Source organism: Streptomyces sp. NPDC002896 (genome assembly GCF_040295225.1).
In the GTDB taxonomy this organism is placed as follows: Bacteria; Actinomycetota; Actinomycetes; order Streptomycetales; family Streptomycetaceae; genus Streptomyces.
This window is the reverse complement of the sequence record NZ_JBEOVA010000028.1, coordinates 55,356-81,805: the sequence shown is the minus strand read 5'-3', so window position 1 is coordinate 81,805 and position 26,450 is coordinate 55,356. Positions and strand designations below refer to the sequence as shown.

Genomic DNA, 26,450 nt, shown 5'->3' with positions numbered 1-26,450 from the left:
CCGCCGTCACACCACCCCAACCCAGGAAACGAGGTAGTCATGCCCGGACGAGTCGAAGGCAAGGTCGCCTTCATCACCGGCGCCGCACGCGGCCAGGGCCGCAGCCATGCCGTACGACTGGCCGAGGAGGGCGCCGACATCATCGCCGTCGACGTGTGCAAGCAGCTCGACGGCGTGACGTTCCCCATGTCCACGCCCGAGGACCTGCAAGAGACGGTCACCCAGGTACAGAAACTGGGCCGCCGCATCGTCGCAGTGCAGGCGGACGTACGGGACCATGACGCGCTCAAGGCGGCGGTGGACGACGGCGTGGCCGAACTCGGGCGCCTGGACATCGTCGTGGCCAACGCGGGCCTCGGCAGCGACGGCGCCACGCTCGACGCCATGGACGAGAAGACCTGGCGCGACATGATCGACGTCAACCTGACCGGCGTGTGGCTGTCCACCAAGGTGTCGACGCCCCACATCGTCGCGGGCGACCGAGGCGGCTCGGTCATCCTGACGAGCTCCGTGGGAGGGCTCAAGGGCTACGCGAACATCGGCCACTACATCGCCGCCAAGCACGGCGTAGTGGGGCTGATGCGCACACTGGCCGGGGAGCTAGGCCAACACAACATCCGCGTCAACACCGTGCACCCCACCCAGGTGAACACGCCGATGGTGATGCACGACGCCACCTACCGCATGTTCCGCCCCGACCTGGAGAACCCCACCGTCGACGACTTCGCGGCCGTCTCGCAGGGCATGCACGTGCTGCCCACCCCGTGGGTGGAGCCCCTGGACATCAGCAACGCCGTCGTCTTCCTCGCCTCCGACGAGGCCCGTTTCGTCACCGGCGTGACGCTGCCGATCGACGCCGGCGCCCTGCTCAAGTGAGCCGCACCCCATAGGAGGTGTGTCCGTGACCACTGCCGACACGATCTACTGGGACCCCTACGACCCCGCACTCGCACGCGACCCCTACCCCCTGTACGAGCGGCTGCGCGAGGAAGCACCGCTCTACTACAACGACCAGCACGACTTCTACGCCGTCAGCCGCTTCGCCGACTGCCAGCGCGGTCTCGCGGACTGGCAGACCTACTCCTCCGCGCGCGGAGACATCCTGGAGATCATCCAGGCGGACATCGAACTGCCGCCCGGCACCCTCATCTTCGAGGACCCACCCGTCCACGACCTACACCGCCGTCTGCTCGCCCGTGTCTTCACACCCCGCCGGATCGCCACGCTGGAGCCACGCGTACGCGCCTTCTGCCGGCGCGCGCTCGAGCCGGTGACCGGTGCCGAGCGGTTCGACCTCATCGAAGCTGTCGGCGCCCAGATGCCGATGCGCGTCATCGGGATGCTCTTGGGCATCCCGGAGTCCGACCAGCCGGCCATCCGCGACCGCACGGACGAGACGCTGGGCACCGAGGACGGCGGAAAGATCAACGAGGCGGACATCCTCAGCACAGAGGCGTTCCGGGACTACATCGAGTGGCGCAAGAAGCACCCCTCGGACGACCTCATGACCGAGCTGATGACCGCCGAGTTCGAGGACGAGAAGGGGGTCACGCGCACGCTCACCGAGGACGAGGTCCTCACCTACTGCACGGTGGTCGCCGGTGCCGGGAACGAGACGACAGGACGCCTCATCGGCTGGTTCGGCGCCCTGATGGCCCGCTACCCCGAAGCGCGCCGGGAACTCGCGGCCGACCCGTCCCTCATCCCCAACGCCATCGAGGAAATCCTGCGGTTCGAGCCGACCGGCCCGTTCACCGCACGCTACGTGACCAAGGACGTCGAGCTGTACGACCGGACGGTGCCGGCCGGAAGCGCCATCCTCTTCATCCAGGCCGCCGCCAACCGCGACCCCCGGCGCTTCCCCGACCCGGACCGGTTCGACATCCACCGGGTCAGCCAGCACCTGAGCTTCGGCGTCGGCGCCCACTACTGCCTGGGCGCGGCCCTGGCCAGGCTGGAGGGCCGGGTGGCGGCGGAGGAGATCCTGAAGCGGTTCCCGGCCTGGGACGTGGACTGGGACCACGCGGAGCTCGCGCAGACCTCGACCGTACGGGGCTGGAAGACGCTGCCGCTCGTCATCCAAGGAGCCTGACGATGCCGGATCGCTGGAAAGTCACGGTCGACCCGAGGGTCTGCGTCCGTACGGGCCTGTGCGCGGCCTCCGCGCCGAGAGAGTTCCAGCTCGACGAGCGGGGGCAGGGCCGCGCGACCGCCGAGCCCCTGCCGGCGTCGGAAGAGATTCTCGAAGTCGCCGAGTCGTGCCCGATCGAGGCGATCTCGATCGTCGACGCGGACACCGGGGAGGGGGTCTTTCCACCGCAGTCATGAGCGCGGCCGGGCCGGCCCGTGGAACATCTCGCTCCGCGCCGCCCGGCCCGACGCCGTCCGGTGACGGCCCGTCGGTAGTCCCCTGGGAAAGGAACGTATGCCCCGCAAGGAGTCGGCCGTGCGCCGACGAGTGAGCATCGATCTGCACAACGCCGTGACGGTGATCACCGGCGCAGGCAGCGGGATCGGCCGCGCCACCGCCCACGCCTTCGCCCGGCGCGGCGCGCGCGTCGTGGTCACCGACGTCGTCGGCGAGCGGGCACACACCGTCGCAAGCGAACTTGGGCCGGAGGCCGTCGCCGCGCAGTGCGACGTCACCAGCCTCGACGACCTCCAGGCGGTCCGGGACCTCGCCCTCGACCGCTTCGGTCGCGTCGACCTGGTGATGAACAACGTCGGGATCCTGGCCGTCGGTCCGGTCGAGGACATCCCCCTTCAGGCGTGGCAGCGCGTCGTCGACGTCAACCTGCTGGGCATAGTGCGTAGCAACATCGTGTTCCTCCCCGTCCTGCTGGAGCAGGGGTCGGGCCACGTGGTCAACACGGCCTCCACGGCGGGACTGCTGCCCTACGGATTCGACCGACTGCCGTACACCGCGACCAAGCACGCGGTCGTCGGACTGTCCGAGGCGCTCGCGCTGTACCTGCGCCCGCGCGGCATCGGCGTCTCGTGCCTGTGCCCGGCTGGCGTGGCCACCAACATCGTCGAACAGATCGCCTTCTACGGGGAGCCGGCACCGCCGCGCGGGCCCGACCTCCCCGTCCTCGACGCCCCATCCGTCGGCGAACTCGTCGCCGACGGCGTCACCCGCAACCGCTTCCTCATCCTCACCGCACAGGAGGTCGCCGACGAGCTGCGCGAACACGGCGCCGATGTCGACGCCTACCTGTCCCGTCTGACCAAGGACGCCCCATGAACAGCACACTCGACCGGCTTCGGCTGGACGGCAAGACAGCCATCGTCACCGGCGGCGCCGGCGCCATCGGCCAGGTCTACGGCCGTGCGCTGGCCGAGGCCGGGGCGGCCGTCGTCCTTGCCGACCTCAACGGCGAAGGCGCGGAGAACGCCGCCGCCACCCTGGCCTCCGACGGTCTGCGCGCGCTCGGCGTGCAGGTCGACATCACCGACCGCGCCTCCGCCGCCGACATGGCGGAGAAGGCGGCTGCCACCTTTGGCGGCATCGACATCCTGGTGAACAACGCCGCGTTGATGGCCGAGATCCCCCAGGTCGACATACTGGACCTGCCCACCGACTGGTTCGACCGGGTCATGCGTGTAAATGTGCTCGGCGCCGTCATCTGCGCGGGGGCGGTCAAGGCGTCGATGGTCGAGCGCGGCGGCGGGCGCATCATCAACCAGGTGTCCGCCGGCGCCTTCATGGGCGGAGGCATCTACGGCGTCAGCAAGCTGGCCCTGGTCAGCGTCACCGCCGGCCTCGCCCGCTCGCTCGGCCCACTGGGCATCAACGTCAACGCCATCGCGCCCGGCCTGGTCGAGAACGAACCGGGCCTGCGCAGCCTGCCGGCCGACCATCCCGCACGCGCTGCCCTCGCGGCCTCCATCCCGGGCAAGAAGTCCGCGCCCGCGGAGGACCTGCTCGGCACGCTGCTCCTGCTGGCCTCCCCGGCCGGCGAATGGATCAACGGCCAGGCCATCAGCGTCGACGGCGGCTGGGTCACGCGACTGTGACCCCCGTGCGAGACGGCGCGCTGAGGAAGGGGCTTCGGAATGACCAGTTCAGCCCCGAACAGAAGGTAGGGCATCCATGACACGCGTCGGCTTCATCGGGCTGGGCAGCCAAGGTGCGTCGATGGCCCGCCGCATCACCGAGGAGTCGTTTCCCCTGACGGTGTGGGCACGCCGTCGCGTGACCACGGACGCGTTCGCCGACACCGCCGCCGTGGTGGCCTCGACGCCGGCCGATCTGGGGGCGGCGAGCGACATCGTGGGCCTGTGCGTCGTCGCGGACACCGACGTCGAGGACATACTCCTGCGACCCGACGGCGTCCTCGCGGGCATGTCTCCCGGGGGAGTCGTCGCCATCCACTCCACGATCCACCCGGACACCTGCCTGCGCCTCGCCGACGAGGCCGCCAAACGCGAGGTCTCCGTTGTCGACGCCCCGGTCAGCGGCGGGGGCGGGGCCGCCGCGCAGCGCAGGCTCCTGGTGATGGCCGGCGGACAGGAGGCGGACGTCGCAGGCTCCTGGTGATGGCCGGCGGACAGGAGGCGGACGTCGCGCGTTGCCGGCCGGTGTTCGACACCTTCGCCGACCCGGTGATCCACCTCGGCCCGCTGGGCAGTGGCCAACTCGACAAGCTGCTGAACAACTTCGTCTTCACCGCCCAGGTCGGCCTGGCGCTGGATACCTTCTCCTTCGCCGAGGGGCTGGGCATGGACCGCGCCGCGGTCGCGCGGGTGCTGGCGCACGGCAGCGGCGGCACCCGAGCGGCGGCCATTCTGGCCGCGTCCGACCTCGACACCGCCGGACTGCGCCAGGCCCTGCCGCTGCTGCGCAAGGACGTCGGCCTCCTGCTCGACGTCGCCGACACGGCCGAGAGCCCCCGACCTCAGACACTGGCGGACCTGGCCGCGCACACCCTGTCGACGCTAAGCGCTCCGCTGGAAGCACGGTGATGAACCCGCGGGCCGGTGGGGGCTGGTCGCGCAGTTCCCCGCGCCCTTCACGGGGCGCGGCACCGCACCGGACTTCGCCAAGGCCGCTTAGACAAACCTCCGGCGTCCTGAGCACCGCACCCCTTGCACCGGGCCCGCGACCGACCAGCGACGGCCCCGCGCACCGCCCCACCCGGACCACGACAAGGCGGAACCTACATGACCTCTTCCACGACCGTGTCCCACGACCTTGGCACCACCGGCCCCCTCGTCGACGGAACCTGGCTAGACCGGACATCCGCCGGCCAGATGGACCACATCAATCCCGCGACCGCCCGCGCGAACGGCACCGTCCTGCTGAGCGGACCGCAGGAGGTCGACGCCGCTGTCGCCGCAGCGAAAAAGGCCTTCCCCGCATGGCGGGCGATGTCCCCGGACGAACGCCGACGCATCCTCCAGCGCGTGGAGGAACTGATGAGCGAGCGCGTCCCCGAGCTCGGACGTTTCAACACCCTCGAACTCGGCGTCCCCTTCGTGACATCCGCGGCGCTGGCCCACCTGTGCGCGGGATGGTTCGGCTATTACGCGGGCTGGGCCGACAAGATCGAGGGAGCGACGATTCCGCCGAGCCCGCGGATGGTTCCAGGCCTCGACTACACCGTCCCGGAACCGTACGGGGTCATCGGCATCATCCTGACCTGGAACGGTCCGATCATGTCGGTCGGCATGAAGGTCGCCCCCGCGCTCGCCGCCGGGAACTGCGTCGTGGTCAAGGCCCCCGAACTGGCTCCCTTCACCGTGGCCCGGTTCGCCGAGATCGCCCTGGAGGCCGGGCTCCCCCCGGGAGTGCTGCACATCGTGCCCGGCGGCCCGGAGGCCGGCGACCGGCTGGTCCGGCACCCCGACGTTGCGAAGATCTCCTTCACCGGAGGGATCCCGACCGCGAAGAAGATCCTCGACACGGCTCGTCACACGCTCAAGCCGGTCCTGCTCGAACTCGGCGGAAAGACGGCGAACATCGTCTTCCCCGACGCCGACCTCGACGCGGCCGTCGCCGAGACGGTCCGGTCCTGCTTCACCCTCTCCGGCCAGGGCTGCAACCTCACCACGCGCATGCTGGTCCACCGCGACGTCTACGACCGGGTGGTCCGCTCCACCGCCGACGCGGCGGCCGCGCTGCGCGTCGGGGACCCCTTCGATCAGGGGACGGCGCTCGGCCCTGTCATCGGCAAGGCGGCCCACGAACGCATCCTCGGCGTGATCGAACGGGCGGCCAAGGACAGCCGGGTGGTCGTAGGGGGCCGCGCCACCGACCCGTCGCGGCTGGCGCCGCACCTGCGCGACGGCTACTTCATCGACCCGACGGTCCTCGCCGACGTTGACCCGCACAGCGAGGTGGGCCAGCAGGAGGTGTTCGGCCCGGTGCTGTCGATCATCCCCTTCGACAGCGAGGACGAGGCGGTCGAGCTCGCCAACTCCACCCCCTACGGCCTCGGCACCGCCGTACAGACCCGCGACGTGTCGCGGGTTCAGCGCATCGTGCCCCTGCTCCAGTCGGGCACCGTGCTCGTCAACGGCACCTCGGGCCAGCCACCGGGTGCCCCGTTCGGAGGCTACAAGCACAGCGGCTACGGCCGCGAAGGCGGCAAGGAGGGCCTCTACGAGTTCCTCCAGACCAAGAACGTCTTCATCCGCGCATGAGGACGTCCCGACCCTCGGCCCAAGGAGGCACTTATGGACGGCACCCACGTGGAACGGACCGTGACCGAGGTCATTGCCACCGCCGAAGCACCCGCCGCGACCACCCCGTTCGGCCGGGCCTCGCGTGACTTCCTGTTCGGCGAGGTGTGGTCGCGTCCCGGACTGAGCCGCCGGGACCGGCGATGGGTCACGCTGACGTGCGTGGCCGCCGCCGACTCCCCCCGGCCCATCGAGGAGCACGTCCACGCGGCGCTCGCAAGCGGCGACATCGGGCTCGAGGCCCTGCTGGAGTTCGTCCTGCACTTCGCGGTGTACTGCGGGTGGCCCAAAGCGTCCCACCTGGAGGGGGCCATCGCCCGGCAGTGGGACCGCATCCACCGCGAGCGCGGCGAGGAGACCCCGCCCTGGCCGCAGTTGACGAACGACACCCTCGGCCCCGGCGCGTGGGACGAGCGGCTCAAGCGGGGCGTGGAGGAGTTCATCGACGTCAACCTCACGCCCGCCCCGCCCACGAACTCGCCCTACCGGCATGCCGGCATCCTCAACTTCGTCTTCGGGCACGTCTGGCAGCGTCCAGGGTTGACCCGCCGGGAACGCCGGATCGTCACCGTCGCCAGCGTGGCCCTCGACGACTCGCCCGTCCCGCTGCAGACGCATGTCACCGCCGCGCTCCACTCCGGCGACCTCACCAAGGAGGAGATGGACGAGATCGTGCTGCAGTTCGCCGCGTACTACGGCTTCGCGAAGGGGGAGGCACTCGCCGACGCGGTCGAGACTGCGTGGGCGTCCAAGCCCGACTGACCGCCGTCCTTCGACCAAAGCATTGTGCTCTGACACAGGCTCTTCGTAAGCTTACCACTTGGAAGGTTTTGAAACGTTTCAACCCTCTTCCGAGTGCGGGCTGCCGCCGTGCGCGCCGGGGCCCGTTGTGCCGCTTACGAAAGGAATCTGAGCCGTGGCCGAGGAGAACAGAAGTGCGCTGAGCCGCCGACACATGCTCGGCATCATGACGGCGGCGGCAGCCGGGGCCTCCCTCCCGCTCGCCGTCGCCGCGCCGAACGCCGTGGCAGCGAGCTCGGCCACGTCCGGCGGACGCGATTCCGCACCCGTGAATCTGCAGGTCAACTCCCGGGTCGAGCCCTTGGGCACGGAGACCGCCCCGGCATTCAGCTGGGTGCCTCCCGTGGCCGAGCAGACCGCGTACGAGATCCAGGTCGGCACCGGTCCCGGCAAGGCGGACGTCTGGCGCAGCGGCAAGGTGGCGGGCTCCAACAGCACCGAGGTGACCTACGGGGGCGGCGCGCTGCGGTCCGAGCAGACGTACTTCTGGCGGGTGCGGACCTGGGACGAGAACGGGAAACCCGGTCCTTGGAGCGAGCCCACGACCTGGGAGACCGGCCTGCTGAAGGGCGACAAGGACTGGTCGGGTGTGCAGTGGATCGGCGGCCGTGAGGCGCAGGACCACGACTGGAAGGACCTGTCCGCGACCGTCGTCTTCCGCGGTGGTTCCGACGCCGTCAGCGGGCTGTCGCTGCTGCTGCGCGCCGAACCCATCGGCAAGACCTGGGGCGAGGCGCTCAACTGGACCGTCCGGCAGAGCGGCGACGACATGCAGCTGGTCATGAAGACCAGCCACTACGCCGGCAACACCTGGGTGGACGACGGCACCTCGGAGCCGAACTGGGGCGTCGACTACTACGACCCGCAGAGCGAGACCAACCCCACCACCGCGGGCACCCGCAGCATCCCGGTCGGCGCGGTCACCCTCCCCGCCTCGACCGGCCTGACCAAGGACACCTGGGCGACCCGCGACCACACCGTGGAGGTCGCGGCCATCGGGCTCACCGTGACCACCACCGTCAACGGCGTCGAGGTCGACAGCCGCACGCTCGCCGGAGACCAGATCCGCCGCCACGGCAGCTTCGGGTTCGGCGGCGGCACCTCCGCCGCCGTCCGCAGCGTCAAGGTGACCGGCACCGGCGCCCCCGACTTCTCCGTCGACCTCACCACGGGCGCCAACCCGTTCGAGAACGGGATCAGCACCCTCGCCGGCCTGACCTTCCCGCCCAAGAACCCCTACATTCCCGCCAAGAACACCGTGCTGCCCATCGCCAACCCGGCACCGGTGCTGCGCCGCGCGTTCACACTGCCCCGCGGGCGTGGCATCGCCAAGGCCCGTCTGCACCTGAGCGCAGCCGGCAACGTCACCTTCACCGTCAACGGCGACCCGATCACCGTCGACGGCAAGCGAGCGGCCCGAAACCGGACCAACGTGCCCCGGCTGCTCACCGACCAGAGCACCTACGACCGGACCGTGCTCTACGACACCTTCGACGTCACCGCGCTGCTCCAAGCAGACAGGGAGAACGTCGTCGCCGCCGAACTCGGCCGCGGCTGGTACGGCGTGACCACGCCCCAGGAGTGGTACTGGCAGCTCGCCCCCTACGCCGGCCAGCCCCGCATGCGCGCGAAGCTCGTCGTGACCCACACCGACGGCTCCGCCACCACACTCGTGACGGACAAGGGCTGGTTCAGCACGGACGGGCCCACGACGTTCGACTCCGTCTACTCGGGAGAGAAGTACAACGCCCGGCGCGCGGAGGAGTTGGGGGAGTGGCGCTCGGCCGGCTACCGCACCGGCCGCGAGTGGCGCCCGGCCACCGTGCTGATCCCTCCGGGCAGTTGCTCCGGCCCCTCGCCCAAGTACCACGGCGCGCTGCCTGCCACGACGGTTCCCGAGGGCTTCAAGCCGGCCGTCGTACGGGCCCACGAGGCGGAGCCGGTACTGGTCAACCACACGCTACGCCCGGTCTCCCTCACCGAGACCGCTCCCGGCTCGGGGACCTGGGTCCTGGACTACGGCCAGATCCTGACGGGCTTCGTCCGCCTGGCGCTCACCGACGTGAGCTCCGACAAGGAGGGCCTCACCCTGCGAATCTGCGGCGGCAACCGGATCGCCGCCGGCGGCGGTACTGCCGCCTCCCCGCTCTCCGTCGAGGAGGAGAACTTCCAGCACGACGCCAATCTCCAGACGCACTACTACACCCTCGGCAGACGATCGACGCAGACCTGGGAACAGCAGTTCAGCCACTTCGGCTTCCGCTACCTGGAAATCATGAACCTCGAGGCCGTCCTCGGCCGGGCCCCCGACCTGAAACGGGACGCCGACCTGCTGACCGTCGACGTCGCACGCTCCGGGTTCGCCCGCACCGGCACCTTCACCACGGACAACGCCCTGATCAACCGCCTCCAGCGCAATCTCGAGTGGGCCGAGCAGAACAACCTCGTCCAGAAGCCCACCGACACCCCGTCACGGGAGAAGAACGGCTGGACCGGCGACGCCATGGCCAGCTCCGAGTCGGAGTCCCTCACCTGGGACGTCAACGCTCTCCTCACCAACTACCTGCGCCACTTCCCCGACACCCAGATCTCCACCGGTCAGCTGCCCATGTTCGTCCCCATCGCCAAGGGCGGATACGGCTACGACCACACCCCCGGCTGGAACGCCGCGTGGAAGGCGGTGCCGGCCTGGGACTCGGCGTACTTCGTCATCCCGAGGGAGCTGTACACGTACTACGGCAACAGCAGCCTGTTCGCCGAGCTCTACGACCACCAGGACACGCTCCTGAAGTACTACGAGACGCTGTTCACCGCCGAGAACGACTACAAATTCGACGCATCCCTCGGCGCGTACTCCGGCGCCGAGAGCCCCGGCAGCAACGCCGTCATCAGCCTCGCCTTCTACATCCACTTCTGCGACTACATGGATGAGGTGGGACGGGGGCTCGGACGCACCGAACGCGCCGCCCACTACGCGAAGCTGGCGCGCACCCTGCGCAAGGCGTTCATCGCCAACTACTGGGACGCCGCAAAGGGCCACTTCACCCAGGGCGGCATCTCCAGCGAAAACGCCATGGCCATCGCCTTCGACCTGGTGCCCGGCTCGGACCTGAGCCCCGACGACCCCCGCTACCTGGCGGGCACGAAGACGCTCGCCGAGAACAAGAAGGCCCTCGCCAAGCTGCTCGCCGACCGCATCGTGGCCGCCGACCAGCACATCCAGAACGACATGTACGGCTCGCGCTACGAGTTCAACATCCTCAGCGAGTACGGCTACACGGACATCGCTCTCAAGGCCGTCACCCAGACCGGCGTGCCCGGCTACGTGTACCAGATCGCCAAGGGTGCGACTTCGCTGTGGGAACAGTGGACCGACCGGCTCTCGGTCAACCACCACTACCGCTCCAACGTGGCCACCTGGCTCTACCAGAGCCTGGCCGGCATCAAGCCCACCTCAACTGCCTACGAGTCGCTGCGCATCCGCCCGTACATCCCCGCCGCCGCGGTCAACAGCCGCGTCCCGAAGGACACACAGGACACCGACCTGTCGCCCGCGACCCTCGACCACGTCAGCGCCTCGATCGACACCGTGCGCGGGAAGGTGTCCTCGGAGTGGCAGCGCCGCCCGGACGGCAGGATCGACCTCGCGGTGACCATTCCGTACAACACCGAGGCCGAGATCTGGGTCCCCACCCAGGGCAAGCCCGTCACCGCGCCCCCGGGGGTCGCCTTCCTCCGCGACGACACCTCCGGCGGCGCCGCCTACAAGGTCTACCGGGTCCGGGCTGGGTCGTACCGCTTCAACGCCCGCTGACCCAACCGCGTGAACCACCGCGCCGTGCCGAGCTGTCGCCCTCGGCACACGCGGTGTGCATGGCGGGCGGCTGCGTGTTCACGCCTCCTGAAAAGTGCATGGATCCAGCGGATTCCGTCATGGACCGAGCCGCTCCGGCCGACGAGGCTGCGTATGTGATCTCGCGGCCGGGACGGACGTGGAGCGAAAACGGGAGTCGCAATCCGCGGCCAGGCCGTCGAACAGCTCCTGCTCTCCGCGGTCCGGGACCGGGTCGGAACGAGGTCTTTCGACATCAGGCGAGTCGTGCCGGTTCCTCGTGCAGTTCCGAGAACCGCCGGCACTTGGGGATCTCCGTCGGGTGATTCCCTGGATCAGGAGAAGACATGAACCCACAGGCCCGGGCGGTGCGTTTCGATCGGTACGGCGATCGTGACGTGCTGTATCTCACCGAAGTCCCGATGCCCCAGCCAGGGCCGGGGGAAGTCGTCGTGGAGGTCCGTGCCGCCGGCATCAACCCTTTCGACACGATGATCCGCTCCGGGGTGATCCGGGATCTGTTCCCGGTGGACTTCCCTTCCGGCCAGGGCAGCGACCTCGCCGGAGTCGTCGTGGCGCTCGGCGCGGGGGTCGACGAGCTTGCCGTCGGCGACGAGGTGCTGGGCTGGACGCCGGGTCCGTCGGCGCAGGCGACGCACGTGGCCGTGCCGACGGCCCAACTGGTGGCCAAGCCGCCTCAGCTGAGCTGGGAGGCGGCGGGCTCCCTGCACATGGTCGGCGCCACGGCCTACGCCGCCGCCCGCGCCGTCGCTCCTCGGCCCGGAGAAACAGTCGCGGTGTCCGCGGCCGCGGGCGGGGTCGGCACCTTCCTTGTGCAGTTGCTCCTCGGCCAGGGTGTGCGCGTCCTCGGCATCACCTCGCCGGCCAACGCCGAGTGGCTGGAGAAGCACGGCGTCGTCCCGGTGCCGTACGGGGAAGGCCTTCGTGAGCGGCTCGAGCAGGCCGCGGGAGCGAGCGGAGTCGACGTGTTCATCGACCTCTACGGGCCGGAGTACCTCGACCTCGCCGTCGCTCTCGGCCTACCGCCGGACCGCATTCAGACGACCGTCGCCATGGAACGTGCGGCGGAGATCGGCGCCAAGACCGACGGCCGCCACAATGCGACCGCACGGGAGATCCTGGTGGAGCTCGTCGATCTGGTCGCATCCGGCTCCGTCGAGCTTCCGGTGGCCGCCACGTACCCGCTCGACCGCGTCGCCGACGCCTTCGCGGAACTGGAGCGGCGGCACACCCGGGGGAAGATCGCCCTGATCCCGTGATCGAGTCCGAGTCCGGGCGTGAGCCTCAGACATCGTGCTGGACAACGGCACTCGGCTCCACCGCGTACATGGGCGGTGGGGCCGAGTGCCGTCGGTACCTTTCAGGGGATGACGACCGTCATTCCGGTGGCGTGACCGCGCGGGCCTGGGCGATGGCGGCGGATGCGTCGGCGAGGGGGACCTCCGCGTCGGCCTGTTGCGGTGCTTACCGTGCTGCGTCGAGTGACTGGGCCCGTGCGTCCTGGCCGCCGTGCCGCCTGACCAGGTACACGGCGAGGGCGAGGGGCGCGGCAAACGGCTTGTGAGCAGCGTCACGTCGGAAGGGTCCCGGGCGGTGGAAGATGGGCCCATGGATTCGCAGGAGCTGGACCCGGTCGGGCCTATGAGCGTCCCCGCGTCGCCGGGTTCCGGGGGCGGTGAGGTGCGGCAGTCGACGAGGTGGAAGCCGCCCCGGTTCCGTCTGCGGCCGGGGAGCCCGCGCGACCTGCCGGTGCGCAGCCTGCCGGAGGGCGGGCCGTCCCTCGACGTGGTGAGGATCCGGTCGGGTGTGCCCGACGACGAGACGGGTTGCCGGCTGGAGCAGCGCCAGGACTTCCACACGCTGTTCTGGGTCCGCTCCGGCACCGGTCGGCAAGTGATCGACGGCGAGCCGCTGGAGGTGGCCTCTCCCAGCCTGACGCTTGTCGGCCGTGGCCAGGTGTACCGGTACGAGCACATGAGCGACGTCGACGGCGCGGTCATCAGCTTCGGCGACGACCTCCTGTACGAGGGGTCCGTCACGCAGGTCAACCCGGTGTGGCTCGTCGGACGTTACGGGACGCAGTCGGTGAGCGTGCCGGCCGAAGACGCGGCACGGATGGACCGGCTGGTCGACATCCTGGCGGCCGAGGCGCGGCGTCCGCACGACGCGCTGAACGTCGAGGTGCACCGGCACCTGCTGCTCACGCTGCTGTTGTGGGCCCAGCGCTACTACGACGACGCCCGCGCCGGCGGGTCGATGAGCGACGACGTCGACGCACGGCTGCACCGCCGGTTCGTGGCACTGCTGGAGCGGGACTTCACCCACCACCACGACGTGGACCACTATGCCGACGCCTTGGGAGTGCCGGCGCCGCTGCTGGCCCGCGCGTTGTCCAAGAGCACCGGCCGCGCGACGAAGGCGCTGATCACGGACCGGGTCATGCTCGAAGCATCCCGACTGCTGCGGTTCACCGACCTGCAGATCGGTGAGATCGCATCCCGGGTCGGCCTGCGCAACCAGTTCTACTTCTCGCGCGCCTTCAAGCAGCGGTACGAGGAGTCACCGCAGGCCTACCGCACGCGTGTACGCGACGGCGCCGCGTCGTCGGGTGCCCACTCCTCGCCCTGAACGGCGGCATCCCGAAAGGTGCATGGATCCAGCGGATTCCTTCATGGCCTGATCCACTCCGGCTGGCGAGGCTGGTTGTGCGGGAGATCTGCCGCTCCGGACGAAGTCCCGGGCGACGTCTTCCCGCCTCGACCTGGCTTTTCGAAACCGGAGAAGGCAATGGAATCGTTGAACCGGCGGACTCTGCTCGGCGCCGCGGCGGTCGGTGTGCCGCTGGCTGTGGCCCCCGCACTGGCAGTGCCCGCGTCGGCGTCGCCTCGCCCGCCGCAGTACGGCGGCAGATACCAGCTGGAGAAGGACAACTGCATCCACTTCCACATCGCGGACTTCGTCGCCTGGAACAACCGCAAGTGGGACATGCAGGCGTACTACCACGCGTCCGATGTCTATGTGGAGATGTACGGGAAGGCGACCACCACGGTGGAGGATCACATCGCCGCCATGAAGGACATCCTCAAGGACAACCCCGACGCCCGGATCCTTCAGCACTACCCGCAGGTCGTGCAGGGGGAGTGGACGGCGACCGTCGGCCACTACGTTCCCGGCGGTTTCCGCCTCTGCACCGTCGCCCGCCACCACAGGGGGCAAATGGTGGAGGAGTACATCTTCGGGCGTGAGCTGGCCGAAGGGGAGCCCGACCCGTACGCCCACGAGGAACCCTTCGTCACCATCACCAGCCCCGACAGCCACCTGCTTCAGGTCGCCGCCGACGTTCGTCCCGGCTGGAGCTGCGTCATCCGCGGCAGCCAGGTGGGCAAGCGGTCGGCCACCTTCACCCGGCGCGAGGGCGGCAAGGTCGTCGAACAGCTCCGGTTCGCCGCGGTCTAGGGCGGCGCTCGGAACGGAGTGACCCTCGGCTGCGCCGGCAGACGCCGGTGCAGCCAAGGCGTGCTCCGGCGCCGGCCGTACGGCGCTTGCGTGGGCTTGACGTGCTGGAAAGGAATCCGATGATGGCGAGGTGAGGACACAGAACGGCGAGTCGGTATTGGCGCGGGTCGTACGGATCTTCGAGGCGTTCACGCCGGAGGAGTCGGCCTTGACCGTCTCTGAGATCTCCCGCCGTACGGGGCTGCACGTGGCGACGGCGTCGCGGCTGGTGGCCGAGCTGGTCTCGTACGGGTTCCTGACCCGGGACGCCGACCGCCGGGTCCGGATCGGCATGCGCATGTGGGAGCTGGCCACACGCGCCTCGCCCACCCTGTCGCTGCGCAACGCGGCCATGCCCTTCATGGAGGGCGTCCACGACGTCGTCGGCCACCACGTCCAGCTCGGCGTGCTGGACGGCGACGAGGTGCTGTTCCTGGAGCGGCTGACGGCACCGGGCGCCGTCATCAACTACACCCGCATCGCGGGCCGCCTTCCGCTGCACGCCTCCTCCAGTGGCCTGGTCCTCCTCGCCCACGGCCCCGCGGACCTGCGCCGTCGGGTGCTCGACGAGCCTCTGCACCGCTACGCCCCGAACACTCCCGCCACTGCCGCGGGGCTGCGGGCCGTGCTGGCCGAGGTTCGCCGGCAGGGATACGCGTACTGCCCGGGGTACGTGCACCCGGACGCCCTGGGCATCGCGGCGCCGGTGCGTGACGCGCGCGGTGAGGTGGTAGCCGCGTTGGCGGTGATCGTCCCAAACGAGGCGGGGGCCACGTCCGTCGTGCCGGTGGTGCGGACCGCTGCACGTGGTGTCTCCCGTGCGTTGGGTGCCCCGGACGCCCCGGGGCGGCGTCGGGAGTCCGGCGACCCACGTGACGGCAGTGCAACGGCCGTATGACAGCCGACGGAAGTTCGTCTCTCAATGGTTGAGAATGCCGTCGCGACCGTCCGTCGCCGCCGCGCATCCTGCCTGCAACCCAACGACGGGAGGCGACAACGTGGTCGGAAGCAGCGTGGTTGCGGACGCCGAGTCCGGCGTCGGCGCAGGACAGTCGGCGTCGAGGAACGCGGCGACCCTGACGGTCTCCGTGAAGGAGGACGTCGCCGAGGGGGTCGTGTCACTCGCCCTCGTGCACCCGGACGGTGCCCGGTTGCCGGACTGGACGCCGGGTTCCCATATCGATCTGGTGTTGCCGGACGGGACGACCCGGCAGTACTCCCTGTGCGGCGACCGATGGGACCCGCGCACCTACCGGATCGCCGTACTGAGGGAGCCCGCGGGCCGGGGAGGATCCGCGTATGTGCACGACCGGCTGCGGCCGGGCGACCGCGTCGGGGTCGGCGGCCCGCGCAACCACTTCCCCCTCGTGCCGTCGGAGAAGTACCTCTTCATCGCGGGCGGCATCGGCATCACCCCGCTGCTGCCCATGGTGCGCCAGGCCGAACTGCTCGGCGCTGACTGGCAGTTGCTGTACGGCGGCCGGACCCGGGCGTCGATGGCTTTCCGTGAGAAACTGACGGAGGCCTACGGCGAGCGGGTGCACGTCGTCCCGCAGGACGAGCTCGGGCTGCTGGACCTCGCGGCCTGGCTGGGCACCCCGCGCCCCGACACCAAGGTCTACTGCTGCGGCCCCGCCCCGCTGCTCGCCGCCGTCGAAGCGGCCTGCGCCGCCTGGCCGCCGTACGCCCTTCGGGTCGAGCGCTTCACGGCAGCCGCGCAGACCGTGCCGGTGCGGGAGGCGCCCTTCGAGGTCGAGCTGCGCCGCACCGGACGCACCGTCACCATCACCCCGGAGGTCTCGGTGCTGGAGGCGGTGCGCCGCGTCGGCGCGGACGTGCTGTCCTCCTGCGAGCAGGGCACCTGCGGAACATGCCTGACACCGGTGCTGGAGGGGCAGCCCGACCACCGGGACTCGGTGCTGGCCGACCACGAACGGGCGGCGAACGACTGCATGTTCCTGTGCGTGTCGCGTTCCTGCGGCGACCGTCTCGTTCTCGATCTCTGAGATCCCTCCGCTCTCTGAGACTTCCTTCGCTCTCTGAGACCGCTCTCTGACCGCTCTCTGAGGCCGACCTCTGAGATCCTTCACTTCCCCAAGGAGCCTTGATGACCGAGGCACTCGAGCGTGCCGTCGTGCCGCCCGTCAGTGACGCCGACCCGTTCGCCCACGAGGTCCTGCTGAACCCTGAACCGCTGCACCAGGCCCTGCGCGAGGCCGGTCCGGTCGTGTACCTCTCGCGCTACGACGTCCACGCGCTGGCCCGCTACGAGCACGTGCACGCGGCTCTGGTGGACTGGCAGCACTTCGAGTCGGGGGCGGGCGTGGGTCTGGCCAACTTCCGGCACGAGAAGCCGTGGCGTCCGCCGAGCCTGTTGCTGGAGGCCGACCCGCCCCGGCACGACGCCCCGCGCCGGATCCTGCGCGAGATCCTGGCCCCGCCCGCCCTGCGCCGCCTGCGCGCATCGTGGGCCGCGGTGGCCGAGGAACTCGTCGACCAAGTCCTAGCCGAAGGAACCGAGTTCGACGCCTTCGTGGCGCTGGCGGAGGCATTTCCGCTGCGGGCCTTCCCGGACGCCGTGGGCCTCGGCCCGGACGGCCGGGAGAACCTCCTGCCGTACGGCAACATGGCCTTCAACGCCTTCGGCCCGCGCAACGACCTCGTCGCGGCCGACGCCCACCGGGTGGCCGAGCTGTCGGCATGGGTGAACGCCCAGTGCACCCGCGAGGCGCTGAGCGAGGACGGCTTCGGCGCGCAGATCTGGGCCGCCGCCGACCGCGGCGATCTGACATACGAACAGGCGCCGTTGGTGGTGCGTTCCCTGCTCACCGCCGGAGTCGACACCACCGTGCACGGCCTGGCGGCCTGCCTGTACGCCTTCGCCACCCACCCCGACGAATGGCAACGGCTTCGGGAGCGACCCGAGTTGGCCCGGGCCGCGTTCGACGAGGCGGTCCGCTGGCAGTCACCGGTGCAGACCTTCTTCCGCACCGCGACCACCGACGTCACCATCGCAGGCACGCTCGTTCCCGCGGACACGAAGATCCTCATGTTCCTCGGCGCGGCCAACCGAGACCCGGCCCGCTGGCACGACCCCGATCGCTTCGACCTCACTCGCGACCCCTCCGGCCACGTTGGCTTCGGCATGGGCCTGCACCAGTGCGTCGGCCAGCACGTGGCCCGCCTGGAGGCCGAAGCGCTGCTGACCGCCCTGGCCCGCCGCGTCGAGCGGATCGAACTCGCCGGAACACCGCACCGCCACCCCAACAACACGCTGCGCTCGTGGGCGTCCCTGCCCCTGAGCGTCCAGCCGGTGGCTTGATCAGCCGTCGATTCATCACGGTCGACTCACTGTCGACTCATCACTGTCTATTCATCTCCGCGGAAAGTGAGTGAACCAGCAATGTCCCAGCAGGTACGAGGCGTCGTCGCGCGGGCGAAGGGCGAGCCGGTCGGCATCGAGACGATCGTGATCCCCGACCCGGGACCGGGGGAGGCGGTGGTGCGGATCCAGACGTGCGGGGTGTGCCACACCGACCTCCACTACCGCGAGGGCGGCATCAACGACGACTTCCCCTTCCTGCTCGGCCACGAGGCGGCCGGTGTCGTGGAGTCGGTCGGTGAGGGCGTGACCGATGTCTCGCCCGGCGATTTCGTGATCCTCAACTGGCGTGCCGTGTGCGGCCAGTGCCGCGCCTGTCTGCGCGGCCGGCCCTGGTACTGCTTCAACACCCACAACGCGAAGCAGAAGATGACCCTGCTCGACGGCACCGAGCTGTCCCCGGCCCTGGGCATCGGAGCCTTCGCCGAGAAGACCCTGGTCGCCGCGGGTCAGTGCACCAAGGTCGACCCGGCTGCGTCACCGGCCGCTGCCGGTCTGCTGGGCTGTGGCGTGATGGCGGGCATCGGCGCGGCGATCAACACCGGTGCGGTCACCCGCGGTGACTCCGTGGCCGTCATCGGCTGCGGCGGCGTCGGCGACGCGGCGGTGGTCGGCTCCCACCTGGCCGGAGCGGCGAAGATCATCGCCGTGGACATCGACGACCGCAAGCTGGAGACCGCCCGCGGCCTGGGCGCCACGCACACGGTCAACTCGCGGGAAACGGATCCGGTGGCGGCGATCCGCGAGCTGACCGGCGGGTTCGGTGCGGACGTGGTCATCGAAGCCGTAGGCCGCCCGGAGACGTACCAACAGGCCTTCTACGCCCGCGACCTGGCCGGCACGGTCGTCCTCGTCGGCGTGCCGACCCCGCAGATGAAGCTGGAGCTGCCGCTGCTGGACGTCTTCGGCCGAGGCGGGGCGCTGAAGTCGAGTTGGTACGGCGACTGCCTGCCCTCCCGCGACTTCCCCCTGCTGATCGACCTGTACCTCCAGGGCCGCCTGGACCTCGACGCGTTCGTCAGCGAGACGATCACTCTGGACGGGGTCGAGGACGCCTTCGCCCGGATGCACAAGGGCGACGTTCTGCGCTCCGTGGTCGTGCTGTGACGGCCGCCCGCATCGAGCAGCTGGTCACGTCCGGCACCTTCAGCCTGGACGGCGGCACCTGGGACGTCGACAACAACGTCTGGATCGTGGGCGACGACGAAGAGGTGATCGTCATCGACGCCGCCCACGACGCCGACGCCATCGCGGCCGCCGTCGGCGACCGGCAGCTCAAGGCCATCGTGTGCACCCACGGCCACGACGACCACATAGACGCCGCGCCTGCCCTCGCCGACACGACCGGTGCGCCGATCCTGATCCATCTCGACGACCGGTTGCTGTGGAAGCACACCCACCCGGACCGGAACCCGGACGGCTACCTCTCCGACATGCACCGGATCACCGTGGCCGACACCGAACTGACGGTGCTTCACACCCCTGGCCACACACCGGGAGCGATCTCGCTGCACGCCCCGGAACTGGGCACGGTGTTCACCGGCGACACCCTGTTCGCCGGCGGACCGGGGGCCACGGGCCGGTCGTACTCGGACTTCCCGACGATCGTCCGGTCCATCCGCGACCGCCTGCTGGTACTGCCGCCGGAAACGGCGGTCCGCACCGGCCACGGCGAATCGACCACCATCGGCACCGAGGCCCCGCATCTCCAGGAGTGGATCGACCGGGGCTCTTAGGCCGCTTGCGAAAGTGCGCTGCGACGGGTACGCCGCAGCGCCGAACCACAGTCAGCTCGATCAGGTTGCCGCCGCGAAGTTTCAGGCGGTGGCCTGGGGCTGTGCCGGGCTGAGGTAGTGCACGGTGGTCTGCTCGGTGTGCAAACTGAGCAGGTCCTGCAGCTCGTTCGCGGCGGTCTTGAGGAGGTGGCCGTCGCGGGTGGCGTGGAGGGTTTCGAGGACGAAGGCGACGTGTGTGGAGTCCTCGGTGACGCGGGTGCGGTGGGCGTCGCGGTGGTTCCAGTGGCGGGTCAGGACGCCGGTGGTGTCCGCGTAGATGATCTCGCCGGGCTTGGGGTTCTCGATGGTGTCGGGTTCGCCGAGCGGAGTGAAGGACTCGGTGCCGTCCGCGTGGCGGATGACGACGTCGCCGGTGACGTTGTCCAGATCGAAGGCGCCGGCGGGCAGGCCGTGACGGACGGAGACGGCGTTGTAGGAGTCGACGGCCGGGTTGATGCGCGGCAGGGCTCCCTTCTTGGCGAGGCGGCGGCCGAGTGCGTCGACGCTGGGGCGGATGCGGCGGGGGTTGGTGCCGAAGGAGCGGTAGGCGGTGTGCCACGCCTCGATGCGGGGGTCGGTCTCGTCGGCGGGGTGCCAGGTGCCGTCGGCGAGTTGTTGCTCCAGTTCCTCCACGGCGACGGCGGTGTGGGGCCAGGATTCACGGCCGCGCAGGCCGGTGGCGGTGACCAGGGCGATGAGGGTGTCGGGGAAGGCGTCCGTGATGGCGGGGGTGAGGCGGAAGGCGGGCATGGGAGGTGTTTCCGTTTCCTGCGTCGGGGCTGGGGTGGTGGTCAGGGCTTCCAGGGGCCGACGCGGTCCAGGCGGCGGCGCTGCTGGAGTGCGGTGGGGACGTCGAGGCCCTGGCCGCGTGTGGTGAGGTGGTCGGCGACAGCGGTGCGGTGCTCGAAGGACTTGTGGTCGTCGTACTTGAACTTGGCCCGTACCTCGGTGACCTCCAGGCGCAGGCCGCGGATGCCGGGCAGCATCCGGCCGTAGGGCGGCTGGTCGACGGCGACGGGGGCGTGGTCGCCGTCGGGCTGGAAGTGGGCGAGCTGACGGCGCAGCAGCTCGGCCTTGGCCTCGGGATCGTCGACGATGTGGGCGCGGCAGGTGAACTGGACGGCCGTGTAGTAGCTGGTCGGGACGCCGTCGGTGGGCAGGGTGCCGGCCTTGGCGCGCCAGGGGCCGGGGATGAAGGCGTAGTCGCCGAAGACGGTGAAGAGGACGTTCGGGTCGTTCTCGATCGCCTTCCAGACCGGGTTGGGCCGGGCGAGGTGGACCAGGAGGTGGTTGCCGTCGCTGGTGAAGTGTGTGGGAACGGCGACGGGCGGGTGGCCGGGCAGGCCGTTGACGCTGAGCTGTCCGAAGTCGTGGCCTTCGGCGATCCAGGTCTGCCATTCCGCTTCGTCCAGGCTGGCGTCCCAGGGCTGGATGAACATGCTGGTCTCCTTGCGTAGGCGGTGGTGTGGTGGGTGCCGGGGCTTGCTCAGGTCAGGGCGAGGAGGCTGACGGCGACGGCGGCGGTGCCCAGGCCGACGAGCTGGCCGCGGTGGATGCGTTCGGCGAGCACGCTGCGGGCGAGCAGGACGGTGCCGGCCGGGTAGAGGGCGGTGATCACGGCGACGACGGCGAGGTCCCCGCTGCGGGCGGCGAGCAGGAACAGCAAGTTGGCCACGGAGTCCAGCACACCCGCGGCTGCCGACATCGCGTATGCGGGCCGCTCGGAGCCCAGCCTGCGGTACATCACCCCCGCGGCGGCCAGGGTGACGGCCGAGGAGACCGCCCGGCCCACGATCAGCGGGGCCACGCCGCTGTCGGACGGCGCCTGGTGCAAGAAGATCAGCTGAAGGGCGATGGCGGCGCCCGCACCGAAGGCCAGCAGCAGCGCTGTGCGTGAGGGGCGTGCCGTCCCGGCGTCGTGTCCGGCGCTGACCAGCACCACCGCCACCAGCGCGAGCGGCAAGCCCACCAGTCCGGCGGCGGACAGGTGCTCGCCCTGCAGCAGGCCCACGCCGACGGGTAGCGCGGCGGACACCAGCGCGGTGACGGGCGACAGCACGTTCATCGGGCCGATCGCCAGGGTGCGGTAGAGCAGGGCGAACGCTGCGGCCGAGGCCAGCCCGGATGCGGCCCCCCAGCCGAGAGCGCCGGCACTGAACGAGGCGCCGAGCACCGGCCACAGCAGCAGCTCGACCGCGAGACTGGCCGGCGCCGCGATCATCACGGTACGCAGCACATGAGCCTTACGGGCGCCAAGCCCTCCGAGGAAATCGGCGCACCCGTAGGCGAGTGAGCTGCCCAGGGCCAGCAGCAGAGCGATCACGGCACATCCCTTAGTATTGCAATGGAACGACTAAACCGTACAACGGATCGACCGTCCTATGTCAATCAAACGACCGGACGGTGCATTCCAGTGGTCCACTCGCGAGGACGGTGATCGGATGGCCGAGACAGAGGCAGCCCTGCGGACGCTCGCGCACAACGTCAGGACGGCCCGCAACCGCGCGGGCCTGTCCCTCGATGAACTCAGCCGGCGCGCCCAGGTCAGCAAGGGCGCCTTGGTGGGACTGGAGAAGGCCCAGGGCAACCCGAATTTCGCCACCCTGGTCCGGCTGGCCGACACCCTGGGCATCTCGGTGTCCGCCCTGATGGAGGGCCCGGCCGAAGGTCGCGTCCGCGTCGTGACCGCCGACACCCTCGCGCCACTGTGGACCGGAACGCAGGGCAGCGAGGCCCGCCTCATGCTGACGACCTCGGGCCCGGCCCCGGTCGAGGTCTGGCGCTGGAAACTGGAACCGGGCGAGGAATATCCCAGCCACCCCCACCAGGCGGGAGTCGTCGAAACCGTCAGCGTCACCTCCGGCCGGATGACCCTGCTTGTCGACGGCACCGAGCACGCCGTCGAAGCAGGACAGACCGCCACCTTCGACGGCGACGCGCCCCACACCTACCGCGGCTCCGGCACGGAAACCTGCCACCTGATCATGACAGTCCACCTGCCGCCAGGCCCCGGCTCCACAACCTGACCTGTGCCTCCGCCTATGTTGATCTTCAGTACGAGCTGAATGAACAGGTCGGCCAGCGAGTCGGTACCCCGGACCAAGTCGGCCTGCTGCGGCTGAGGTAGCGCTTGGCGGCGCCCTCTGCCGTGCGCACGCCCATGGCAACGGGCCGACGGAGCGACGAACAGCCGACTGATCACGGCGATGCTCACACCGGGCGCGCCAAAGCCGGGTGCCGTGCCTCCCGCATCGCTCCGGGACAGGCCGGTCGTCAGTCCGACGCAGACTCCGTGAATCGTCCGCTCGTCCCTTCTGATCGCGCCCGGGCATGTCAGGGATACAGTGTCAGTACTGCCGAAACGAGAATCTCCCATGCGTACGACGGCAGTGCCGTGCGGGTATCCGATGATGGGTCATTGCACGACCGGGGCTTGAACGCGACCTTTCAGGAGACGAGGTGGCGGCTGGGAACGCGAGGCCCGGGAGCCGCATCGGGCGGCTGGAGGAGACGCGGCCCCGATTGTTTGCAGCCAACCAGGGGCTGTCGATGGCCGAGACACTGAACGTGGCACTTCAGCAGGCGACCGATGACCTTGGCGGCCTCGGGGGCTTCGTGCACTGGCATGACCCCGATTCTGGACGGTTGCGTCTGGTAGCAGCCAGCGGGCTCGCCCCGGAGATCGCCGAAGCATGGGCGAATCTCCACGAGGACGAGGACGTGGCCCCGGCACGCGCCATGCGCACCGGTGCCTTCGTCTGGGTGGCCGAGGACAGCATGGGGATCGGGGCCGCCGGCACCGCGGCGGTGCCCCTGCTCGGTACCCGCGGGCGAATCGGTGTGCTGTCCGTGCTCACGGCAGGCCCCGACGAGCCCGATCCCGCCCAGCGGTCCTCTTTCGGCTCGGTGGCGGCGTGGGCGGTCGGGCACCTGGAACGATGTCCCAGCACGCCGTCGGACGTCGGGTCGCCGCCCAGCGAGCCACCCACGAGCGATGTGCCCGGCGGGCAGGTGCCCCGCGTGCTTGTGATCAGGCATTGGGAATACGACGCCGTGGCCGGTTCCGTAACGCTCACCCAACCGCTCATCGACATGTCCGGTGAGACGCCTCAAGTGTTCGATGAGAGCGCGGACCTCAGCTGGTATCTCTCGGGCATCGAGGATCTGCCGGCATTCACGGCCGACATCCGCGAGGCGTTCGACAGTGGGACGGCGTACGACACCGAATACCGAGTGCACCACAGTGACGGCACATTCGGGTGGGTGCGGGCGCTCGGCCACATCGTGCCAGGTGAGGACGGCACCTCCGCACGTATGGTCGGTACGCTGTGGGGCCCGACGCACACACAAGTCGCGAGCGGTCCGGTCGTCGCCACCCTCCGTGATATGGGCGATGGATTCCTGACGGTCGCCGACGACTGGCGGATCACCTTCGTCAACAAGGAGGCCGAGCGTCTCCTGGGCTCCGGCCGGACGCTGCTGGGCAGCACTCTCTGGGACGTTCCCGCAGGAGGCGCCCCCGGTCTCGAAGCCCAGTGCCGACGCGCGTCCGCCGAGAGGAAGCCGATCAGTTTCGACGTACACCGGCCGACCGATCAGCGCGTCCACCATGTCCGGCTGGTCCCCTTGCCGGGCGGCGGGCTGACGATCTACTTCGCCGACGTCACCGACGAGCGGCCAGGGGCAGCCGAGCGATTGGCCGTCGATCGGATCGCGGCCGAGCGGACCGCCCGGATGAGCGAACTGACCGCGGCGCTGGCCGAAGCCGTCACATCGAGCGACGTGGCCAAGGCCGTCGCACAGCATGTCCTGCCGCCCTTCGGCGCCGACGGGCTGTTGGTCCACGCGCTTGAGGGTGGCTGGCTGCGTGTGGTCGGATCCGTCGGATACACAGAGGAGTTCCTGCGCCAGATCGACGGGGTCTCGCGCACGACCCACATGGCGGTCACCGACACGCTCCGCACTCGCACTCCCAGATTCCTCGAATCCACCGCCGAGTACCTCCGGCTCTATCCGCGGTTTGAGAGCTTTGTGGCCGCCTCGGCCAAGAACGCATGGGCGTTCCTTCCTCTCATCGCCTCCGGGCACGCGATCGGTTGCTGCATCGTCTCCTTCTCTCGGCCGCGCTCGTTCAGCGAGCAGGAGCGCACTCTGCTAATAGCGCTGAGCGGGCTGATCGCACAGGCGCTGGAGCGGGCCCGGCTGTACGACGCGGAGCACACCCGCGCCCGGGAACTCCAGCGCGGCCTGCTCCCCAGGACACTGCCCTCCCTGCCGGCCGTCTCCGCCGCCGCTCGCTACATGCCCGCCGGCAAGGGCGAAGAGGTGGGCGGCGACTGGTACGACCTGATCCCGCTGTCGGGCGATCGGGTCGCCATCGTGATCGGCGACGTCATGGGGCACGGCATCGCCGAAGCCGCCATCATGGGACAGCTGCGCACGGCGGTCCGCACCCTTGCCGACCTCGAACTGAGTCCGGATGAGCTGCTCTTCCACCTCAACGAACTCGTCTCCGACCTGGGCGACGACAAGTACGCCACCTGCTTGTACGCCGTGTTCGACCCCGTCACCCGTACCTGCTCGCTCTCCTCGGCCGGTCATCTCCCGCCTGCCATCGTCCTTCCCGATGGGACGGTCCACTGCCCAGAGCTGGCCGGCGACCCGCCGCTGGGCGCCGCCGAACCTCCCTTCGAGACCCACGAGCTGCGCCTGCCGGAGGAGAGCCTTCTCGTGTTCTGCACGGACGGCCTCATCGAATCCGCAACCCGGGACATCGACCAAGGATTGGCTCAGCTCAGGCAGACGCTGACCTGGGCCGTGGCCCGGACCTCATGCTTCCCGACCGGCACCCAGCACAGTGACACCAGGCGGCTCCATGACCTGTGCGACGTCATCGTCTCGGCTTTGCTGCCCGACCGTGAGCAGACCAACGACGACGCGGTCCTCCTCGTGGCCCACACTCGGGGCACACCTGTCGACAGCGTTGCCTCGTGCAGCCTTCCGGACGACCCGCGGGCAGCCGGCCAGGCCAGGGAGTACGTCCGCAGCCAGCTGGCCGTCTGGGGTCTGGACGAGCTCGCCATGACCACCGAGCTGCTGGTGAGCGAGTTGGTCGGCAACGTGATCCGGCATGCCAGCGGCCCCATACGCCTGCGCCTGCTGCGCAGCCGGTCGCTGATCTGTGAGGTCTATGACGGCAGCCTCACCAGCCCTCGCATCCGGCGCGCCGCGTACACCGACGAAGGCGGCCGGGGCCTGCACCTGGTGGCCGCTCTCTCCAAGCGTTGGGGCACTCGCCATCTCGCCGAGGGCAAATGCATCTGGACCGAGCAGGAGCTTCCGCTCGCCCATTGATCCCCTCGCCTGCTGCGGGCCGGCAGATCCCTCCGCCTGCGGCGGGCCGGCCGGGTTGCCGCGCGTGTCGGCATTCGCCTGATGCGGCGAGCGATCGGCGGCGCTG

Annotated in this window: 23 protein-coding genes; 20 read left to right on the top strand and 3 right to left on the bottom strand. The window is 69.9% G+C overall.

Translation table 11 applies throughout. The annotated features are described in order from the left end of the window. The first annotated feature begins 39 nt into the window (after window positions 1-39). From ABT009_RS36350 to ABT009_RS36265, 18 genes are all read left to right on the top strand, one after another. Complete coding sequence (locus ABT009_RS36350; RefSeq protein WP_351305071.1) at window positions 40-876, top strand: mycofactocin-coupled SDR family oxidoreductase; 837 nt, start codon at window positions 40-42, stop codon at window positions 874-876. Window positions 877-901: 25 nt separating this feature from the next. Beyond that, window positions 902-2,092 (top strand): cytochrome P450, encoded by a 1,191-nt coding sequence (locus ABT009_RS36345; RefSeq protein ID WP_351305069.1) that lies wholly within the window; start codon window positions 902-904, stop codon window positions 2,090-2,092. A gap of 2 nt (window positions 2,093-2,094) precedes the next feature. After that, window positions 2,095-2,328, top strand: coding sequence for a ferredoxin (locus ABT009_RS36340; protein WP_351305067.1), 234 nt, complete (start codon window positions 2,095-2,097; stop codon window positions 2,326-2,328). Window positions 2,329-2,446: 118 nt separating this feature from the next. Further along, on the top strand, window positions 2,447-3,244 hold the full coding sequence (locus tag ABT009_RS36335) for an SDR family oxidoreductase (RefSeq protein ID WP_351305065.1): 798 nt from the start codon (window positions 2,447-2,449) through the stop codon (window positions 3,242-3,244). Next, window positions 3,241-4,017, top strand: coding sequence for an SDR family oxidoreductase (locus ABT009_RS36330; protein ID WP_351305063.1), 777 nt, complete (start codon window positions 3,241-3,243; stop codon window positions 4,015-4,017). The genes ABT009_RS36335 and ABT009_RS36330 overlap by 4 nt, the downstream gene beginning before the upstream one ends. Window positions 4,018-4,093: 76 nt before the next feature. After that, the gene (locus ABT009_RS36325; RefSeq protein ID WP_351305061.1) at window positions 4,094-4,540 is read left to right on the top strand and encodes an NAD(P)-dependent oxidoreductase; all 447 of its coding nucleotides are present in this window, start codon (window positions 4,094-4,096) and stop codon (window positions 4,538-4,540) included. Beyond that, complete coding sequence (locus ABT009_RS36320) at window positions 4,540-4,965, top strand: NAD-binding protein (RefSeq protein WP_351305059.1); 426 nt, start codon at window positions 4,540-4,542, stop codon at window positions 4,963-4,965. Before ABT009_RS36325 ends, ABT009_RS36320 begins: the two co-directional genes overlap by 1 nt. Window positions 4,966-5,163: 198 nt before the next feature. Continuing rightward, complete coding sequence (locus ABT009_RS36315) at window positions 5,164-6,645, top strand: aldehyde dehydrogenase family protein (protein ID WP_351305057.1); 1,482 nt, start codon at window positions 5,164-5,166, stop codon at window positions 6,643-6,645. 33 nt (window positions 6,646-6,678) lie between these two features. Continuing rightward, a complete protein-coding gene (locus ABT009_RS36310) occupies window positions 6,679-7,446 on the top strand; it encodes a carboxymuconolactone decarboxylase family protein (protein ID WP_351305055.1) in 768 nt (255 codons plus the stop codon). 154 nt (window positions 7,447-7,600) lie between these two features. After that, the gene (locus tag ABT009_RS36305) at window positions 7,601-11,299 is read left to right on the top strand and encodes a family 78 glycoside hydrolase catalytic domain (RefSeq protein WP_351305053.1); all 3,699 of its coding nucleotides are present in this window, start codon (window positions 7,601-7,603) and stop codon (window positions 11,297-11,299) included. A 365-nt stretch (window positions 11,300-11,664) separates the two neighbouring features. Then, window positions 11,665-12,597, top strand: a complete 933-nt coding sequence (locus tag ABT009_RS36300) for an NADP-dependent oxidoreductase (RefSeq protein WP_351305051.1) — start codon at window positions 11,665-11,667, stop codon at window positions 12,595-12,597. A 349-nt stretch (window positions 12,598-12,946) separates the two neighbouring features. Continuing rightward, window positions 12,947-13,966, top strand: coding sequence for an AraC family transcriptional regulator (locus ABT009_RS36295; RefSeq protein WP_351305049.1), 1,020 nt, complete (start codon window positions 12,947-12,949; stop codon window positions 13,964-13,966). 159 nt (window positions 13,967-14,125) lie between these two features. Next, the gene (locus tag ABT009_RS36290; protein ID WP_351305047.1) at window positions 14,126-14,794 is read left to right on the top strand and encodes a hypothetical protein; all 669 of its coding nucleotides are present in this window, start codon (window positions 14,126-14,128) and stop codon (window positions 14,792-14,794) included. Window positions 14,795-14,924: 130 nt separating this feature from the next. Beyond that, complete coding sequence (locus ABT009_RS36285; protein ID WP_351305045.1) at window positions 14,925-15,731, top strand: IclR family transcriptional regulator; 807 nt, start codon at window positions 14,925-14,927, stop codon at window positions 15,729-15,731. Window positions 15,732-15,831: 100 nt separating this feature from the next. Beyond that, a complete protein-coding gene (locus ABT009_RS36280) occupies window positions 15,832-16,839 on the top strand; it encodes a PDR/VanB family oxidoreductase (RefSeq protein WP_351305043.1) in 1,008 nt (335 codons plus the stop codon). Window positions 16,840-16,940: 101 nt separating this feature from the next. Beyond that, window positions 16,941-18,155 carry a cytochrome P450 gene (locus ABT009_RS36275; RefSeq protein WP_351305041.1) on the top strand — a complete coding sequence of 405 codons (1,215 nt, stop codon included), beginning with the start codon at window positions 16,941-16,943 and terminating at the stop codon, window positions 18,153-18,155. An 81-nt stretch (window positions 18,156-18,236) separates the two neighbouring features. After that, window positions 18,237-19,322, top strand: a complete 1,086-nt coding sequence (locus ABT009_RS36270) for an S-(hydroxymethyl)mycothiol dehydrogenase (RefSeq protein WP_351305117.1) — start codon at window positions 18,237-18,239, stop codon at window positions 19,320-19,322. Then, window positions 19,319-19,951 (top strand): MBL fold metallo-hydrolase, encoded by a 633-nt coding sequence (locus ABT009_RS36265; RefSeq protein WP_351305039.1) that lies wholly within the window; start codon window positions 19,319-19,321, stop codon window positions 19,949-19,951. The genes ABT009_RS36270 and ABT009_RS36265 overlap by 4 nt, the downstream gene beginning before the upstream one ends. 81 nt (window positions 19,952-20,032) lie before the next feature. Here the strand turns inward: ABT009_RS36265 and ABT009_RS36260 are convergent, their stop codons facing one another. Genes ABT009_RS36260 through ABT009_RS36250 form a run of 3 tightly spaced genes read right to left on the bottom strand, consistent with a single transcriptional unit; the run spans window position 20,033 to window position 22,313 of the window. Further along, window positions 20,033-20,740 carry a B3/B4 domain-containing protein gene (locus ABT009_RS36260; protein ID WP_351305037.1) on the bottom strand — a complete coding sequence of 236 codons (708 nt, stop codon included), beginning with the start codon at window positions 20,738-20,740 and terminating at the stop codon, window positions 20,033-20,035. A gap of 41 nt (window positions 20,741-20,781) precedes the next feature. Then, entirely contained in the window at window positions 20,782-21,429 is a 648-nt protein-coding gene (locus tag ABT009_RS36255; RefSeq protein ID WP_351305035.1) for an FMN-binding negative transcriptional regulator, read from the bottom strand. A gap of 47 nt (window positions 21,430-21,476) precedes the next feature. Further along, on the bottom strand, window positions 21,477-22,313 hold the full coding sequence (locus tag ABT009_RS36250) for an EamA family transporter (RefSeq protein WP_351305033.1): 837 nt from the start codon (window positions 22,311-22,313) through the stop codon (window positions 21,477-21,479). Between the two features lie 118 nt (window positions 22,314-22,431). On the opposite strand from ABT009_RS36250, the gene ABT009_RS36245 reads away from it, so the two are divergent. Beyond that, window positions 22,432-23,016, top strand: a complete 585-nt coding sequence (locus ABT009_RS36245; protein ID WP_351305031.1) for a helix-turn-helix domain-containing protein — start codon at window positions 22,432-22,434, stop codon at window positions 23,014-23,016. A gap of 523 nt (window positions 23,017-23,539) precedes the next feature. Further along, on the top strand, window positions 23,540-26,344 hold the full coding sequence (locus ABT009_RS36240; RefSeq protein ID WP_351305029.1) for a SpoIIE family protein phosphatase: 2,805 nt from the start codon (window positions 23,540-23,542) through the stop codon (window positions 26,342-26,344). The last annotated feature ends 106 nt before the right edge of the window (window positions 26,345-26,450 follow it).

Coding starts and splice junctions, on each gene's coding strand:
- ABT009_RS36325 (WP_351305061.1), top strand. CDS start 4,094: ATGACACGCGTCGGCTTCATCGGGCTGGGCAGCCAAGGTGCGTCGATG.
- ABT009_RS36310 (WP_351305055.1), top strand. CDS start 6,679: ATGGACGGCACCCACGTGGAACGGACCGTGACCGAGGTCATTGCCACC.
- ABT009_RS36260 (WP_351305037.1), bottom strand. CDS start 20,740: ATGCCCGCCTTCCGCCTCACCCCCGCCATCACGGACGCCTTCCCCGAC.
- ABT009_RS36240 (WP_351305029.1), top strand. CDS start 23,540: ATGGCCGAGACACTGAACGTGGCACTTCAGCAGGCGACCGATGACCTT.
- ABT009_RS36300 (WP_351305051.1), top strand. CDS start 11,665: ATGAACCCACAGGCCCGGGCGGTGCGTTTCGATCGGTACGGCGATCGT.
- ABT009_RS36255 (WP_351305035.1), bottom strand. CDS start 21,429: ATGTTCATCCAGCCCTGGGACGCCAGCCTGGACGAAGCGGAATGGCAG.
- ABT009_RS36320 (WP_351305059.1), top strand. CDS start 4,540: ATGGCCGGCGGACAGGAGGCGGACGTCGCGCGTTGCCGGCCGGTGTTC.
- ABT009_RS36350 (WP_351305071.1), top strand. CDS start 40: ATGCCCGGACGAGTCGAAGGCAAGGTCGCCTTCATCACCGGCGCCGCA.
- ABT009_RS36275 (WP_351305041.1), top strand. CDS start 16,941: ATGACCGAGGCACTCGAGCGTGCCGTCGTGCCGCCCGTCAGTGACGCC.
- ABT009_RS36315 (WP_351305057.1), top strand. CDS start 5,164: ATGACCTCTTCCACGACCGTGTCCCACGACCTTGGCACCACCGGCCCC.
- ABT009_RS36270 (WP_351305117.1), top strand. CDS start 18,237: ATGTCCCAGCAGGTACGAGGCGTCGTCGCGCGGGCGAAGGGCGAGCCG.
- ABT009_RS36290 (WP_351305047.1), top strand. CDS start 14,126: ATGGAATCGTTGAACCGGCGGACTCTGCTCGGCGCCGCGGCGGTCGGT.
- ABT009_RS36295 (WP_351305049.1), top strand. CDS start 12,947: ATGGATTCGCAGGAGCTGGACCCGGTCGGGCCTATGAGCGTCCCCGCG.
- ABT009_RS36340 (WP_351305067.1), top strand. CDS start 2,095: ATGCCGGATCGCTGGAAAGTCACGGTCGACCCGAGGGTCTGCGTCCGT.
- ABT009_RS36245 (WP_351305031.1), top strand. CDS start 22,432: ATGGCCGAGACAGAGGCAGCCCTGCGGACGCTCGCGCACAACGTCAGG.
- ABT009_RS36330 (WP_351305063.1), top strand. CDS start 3,241: ATGAACAGCACACTCGACCGGCTTCGGCTGGACGGCAAGACAGCCATC.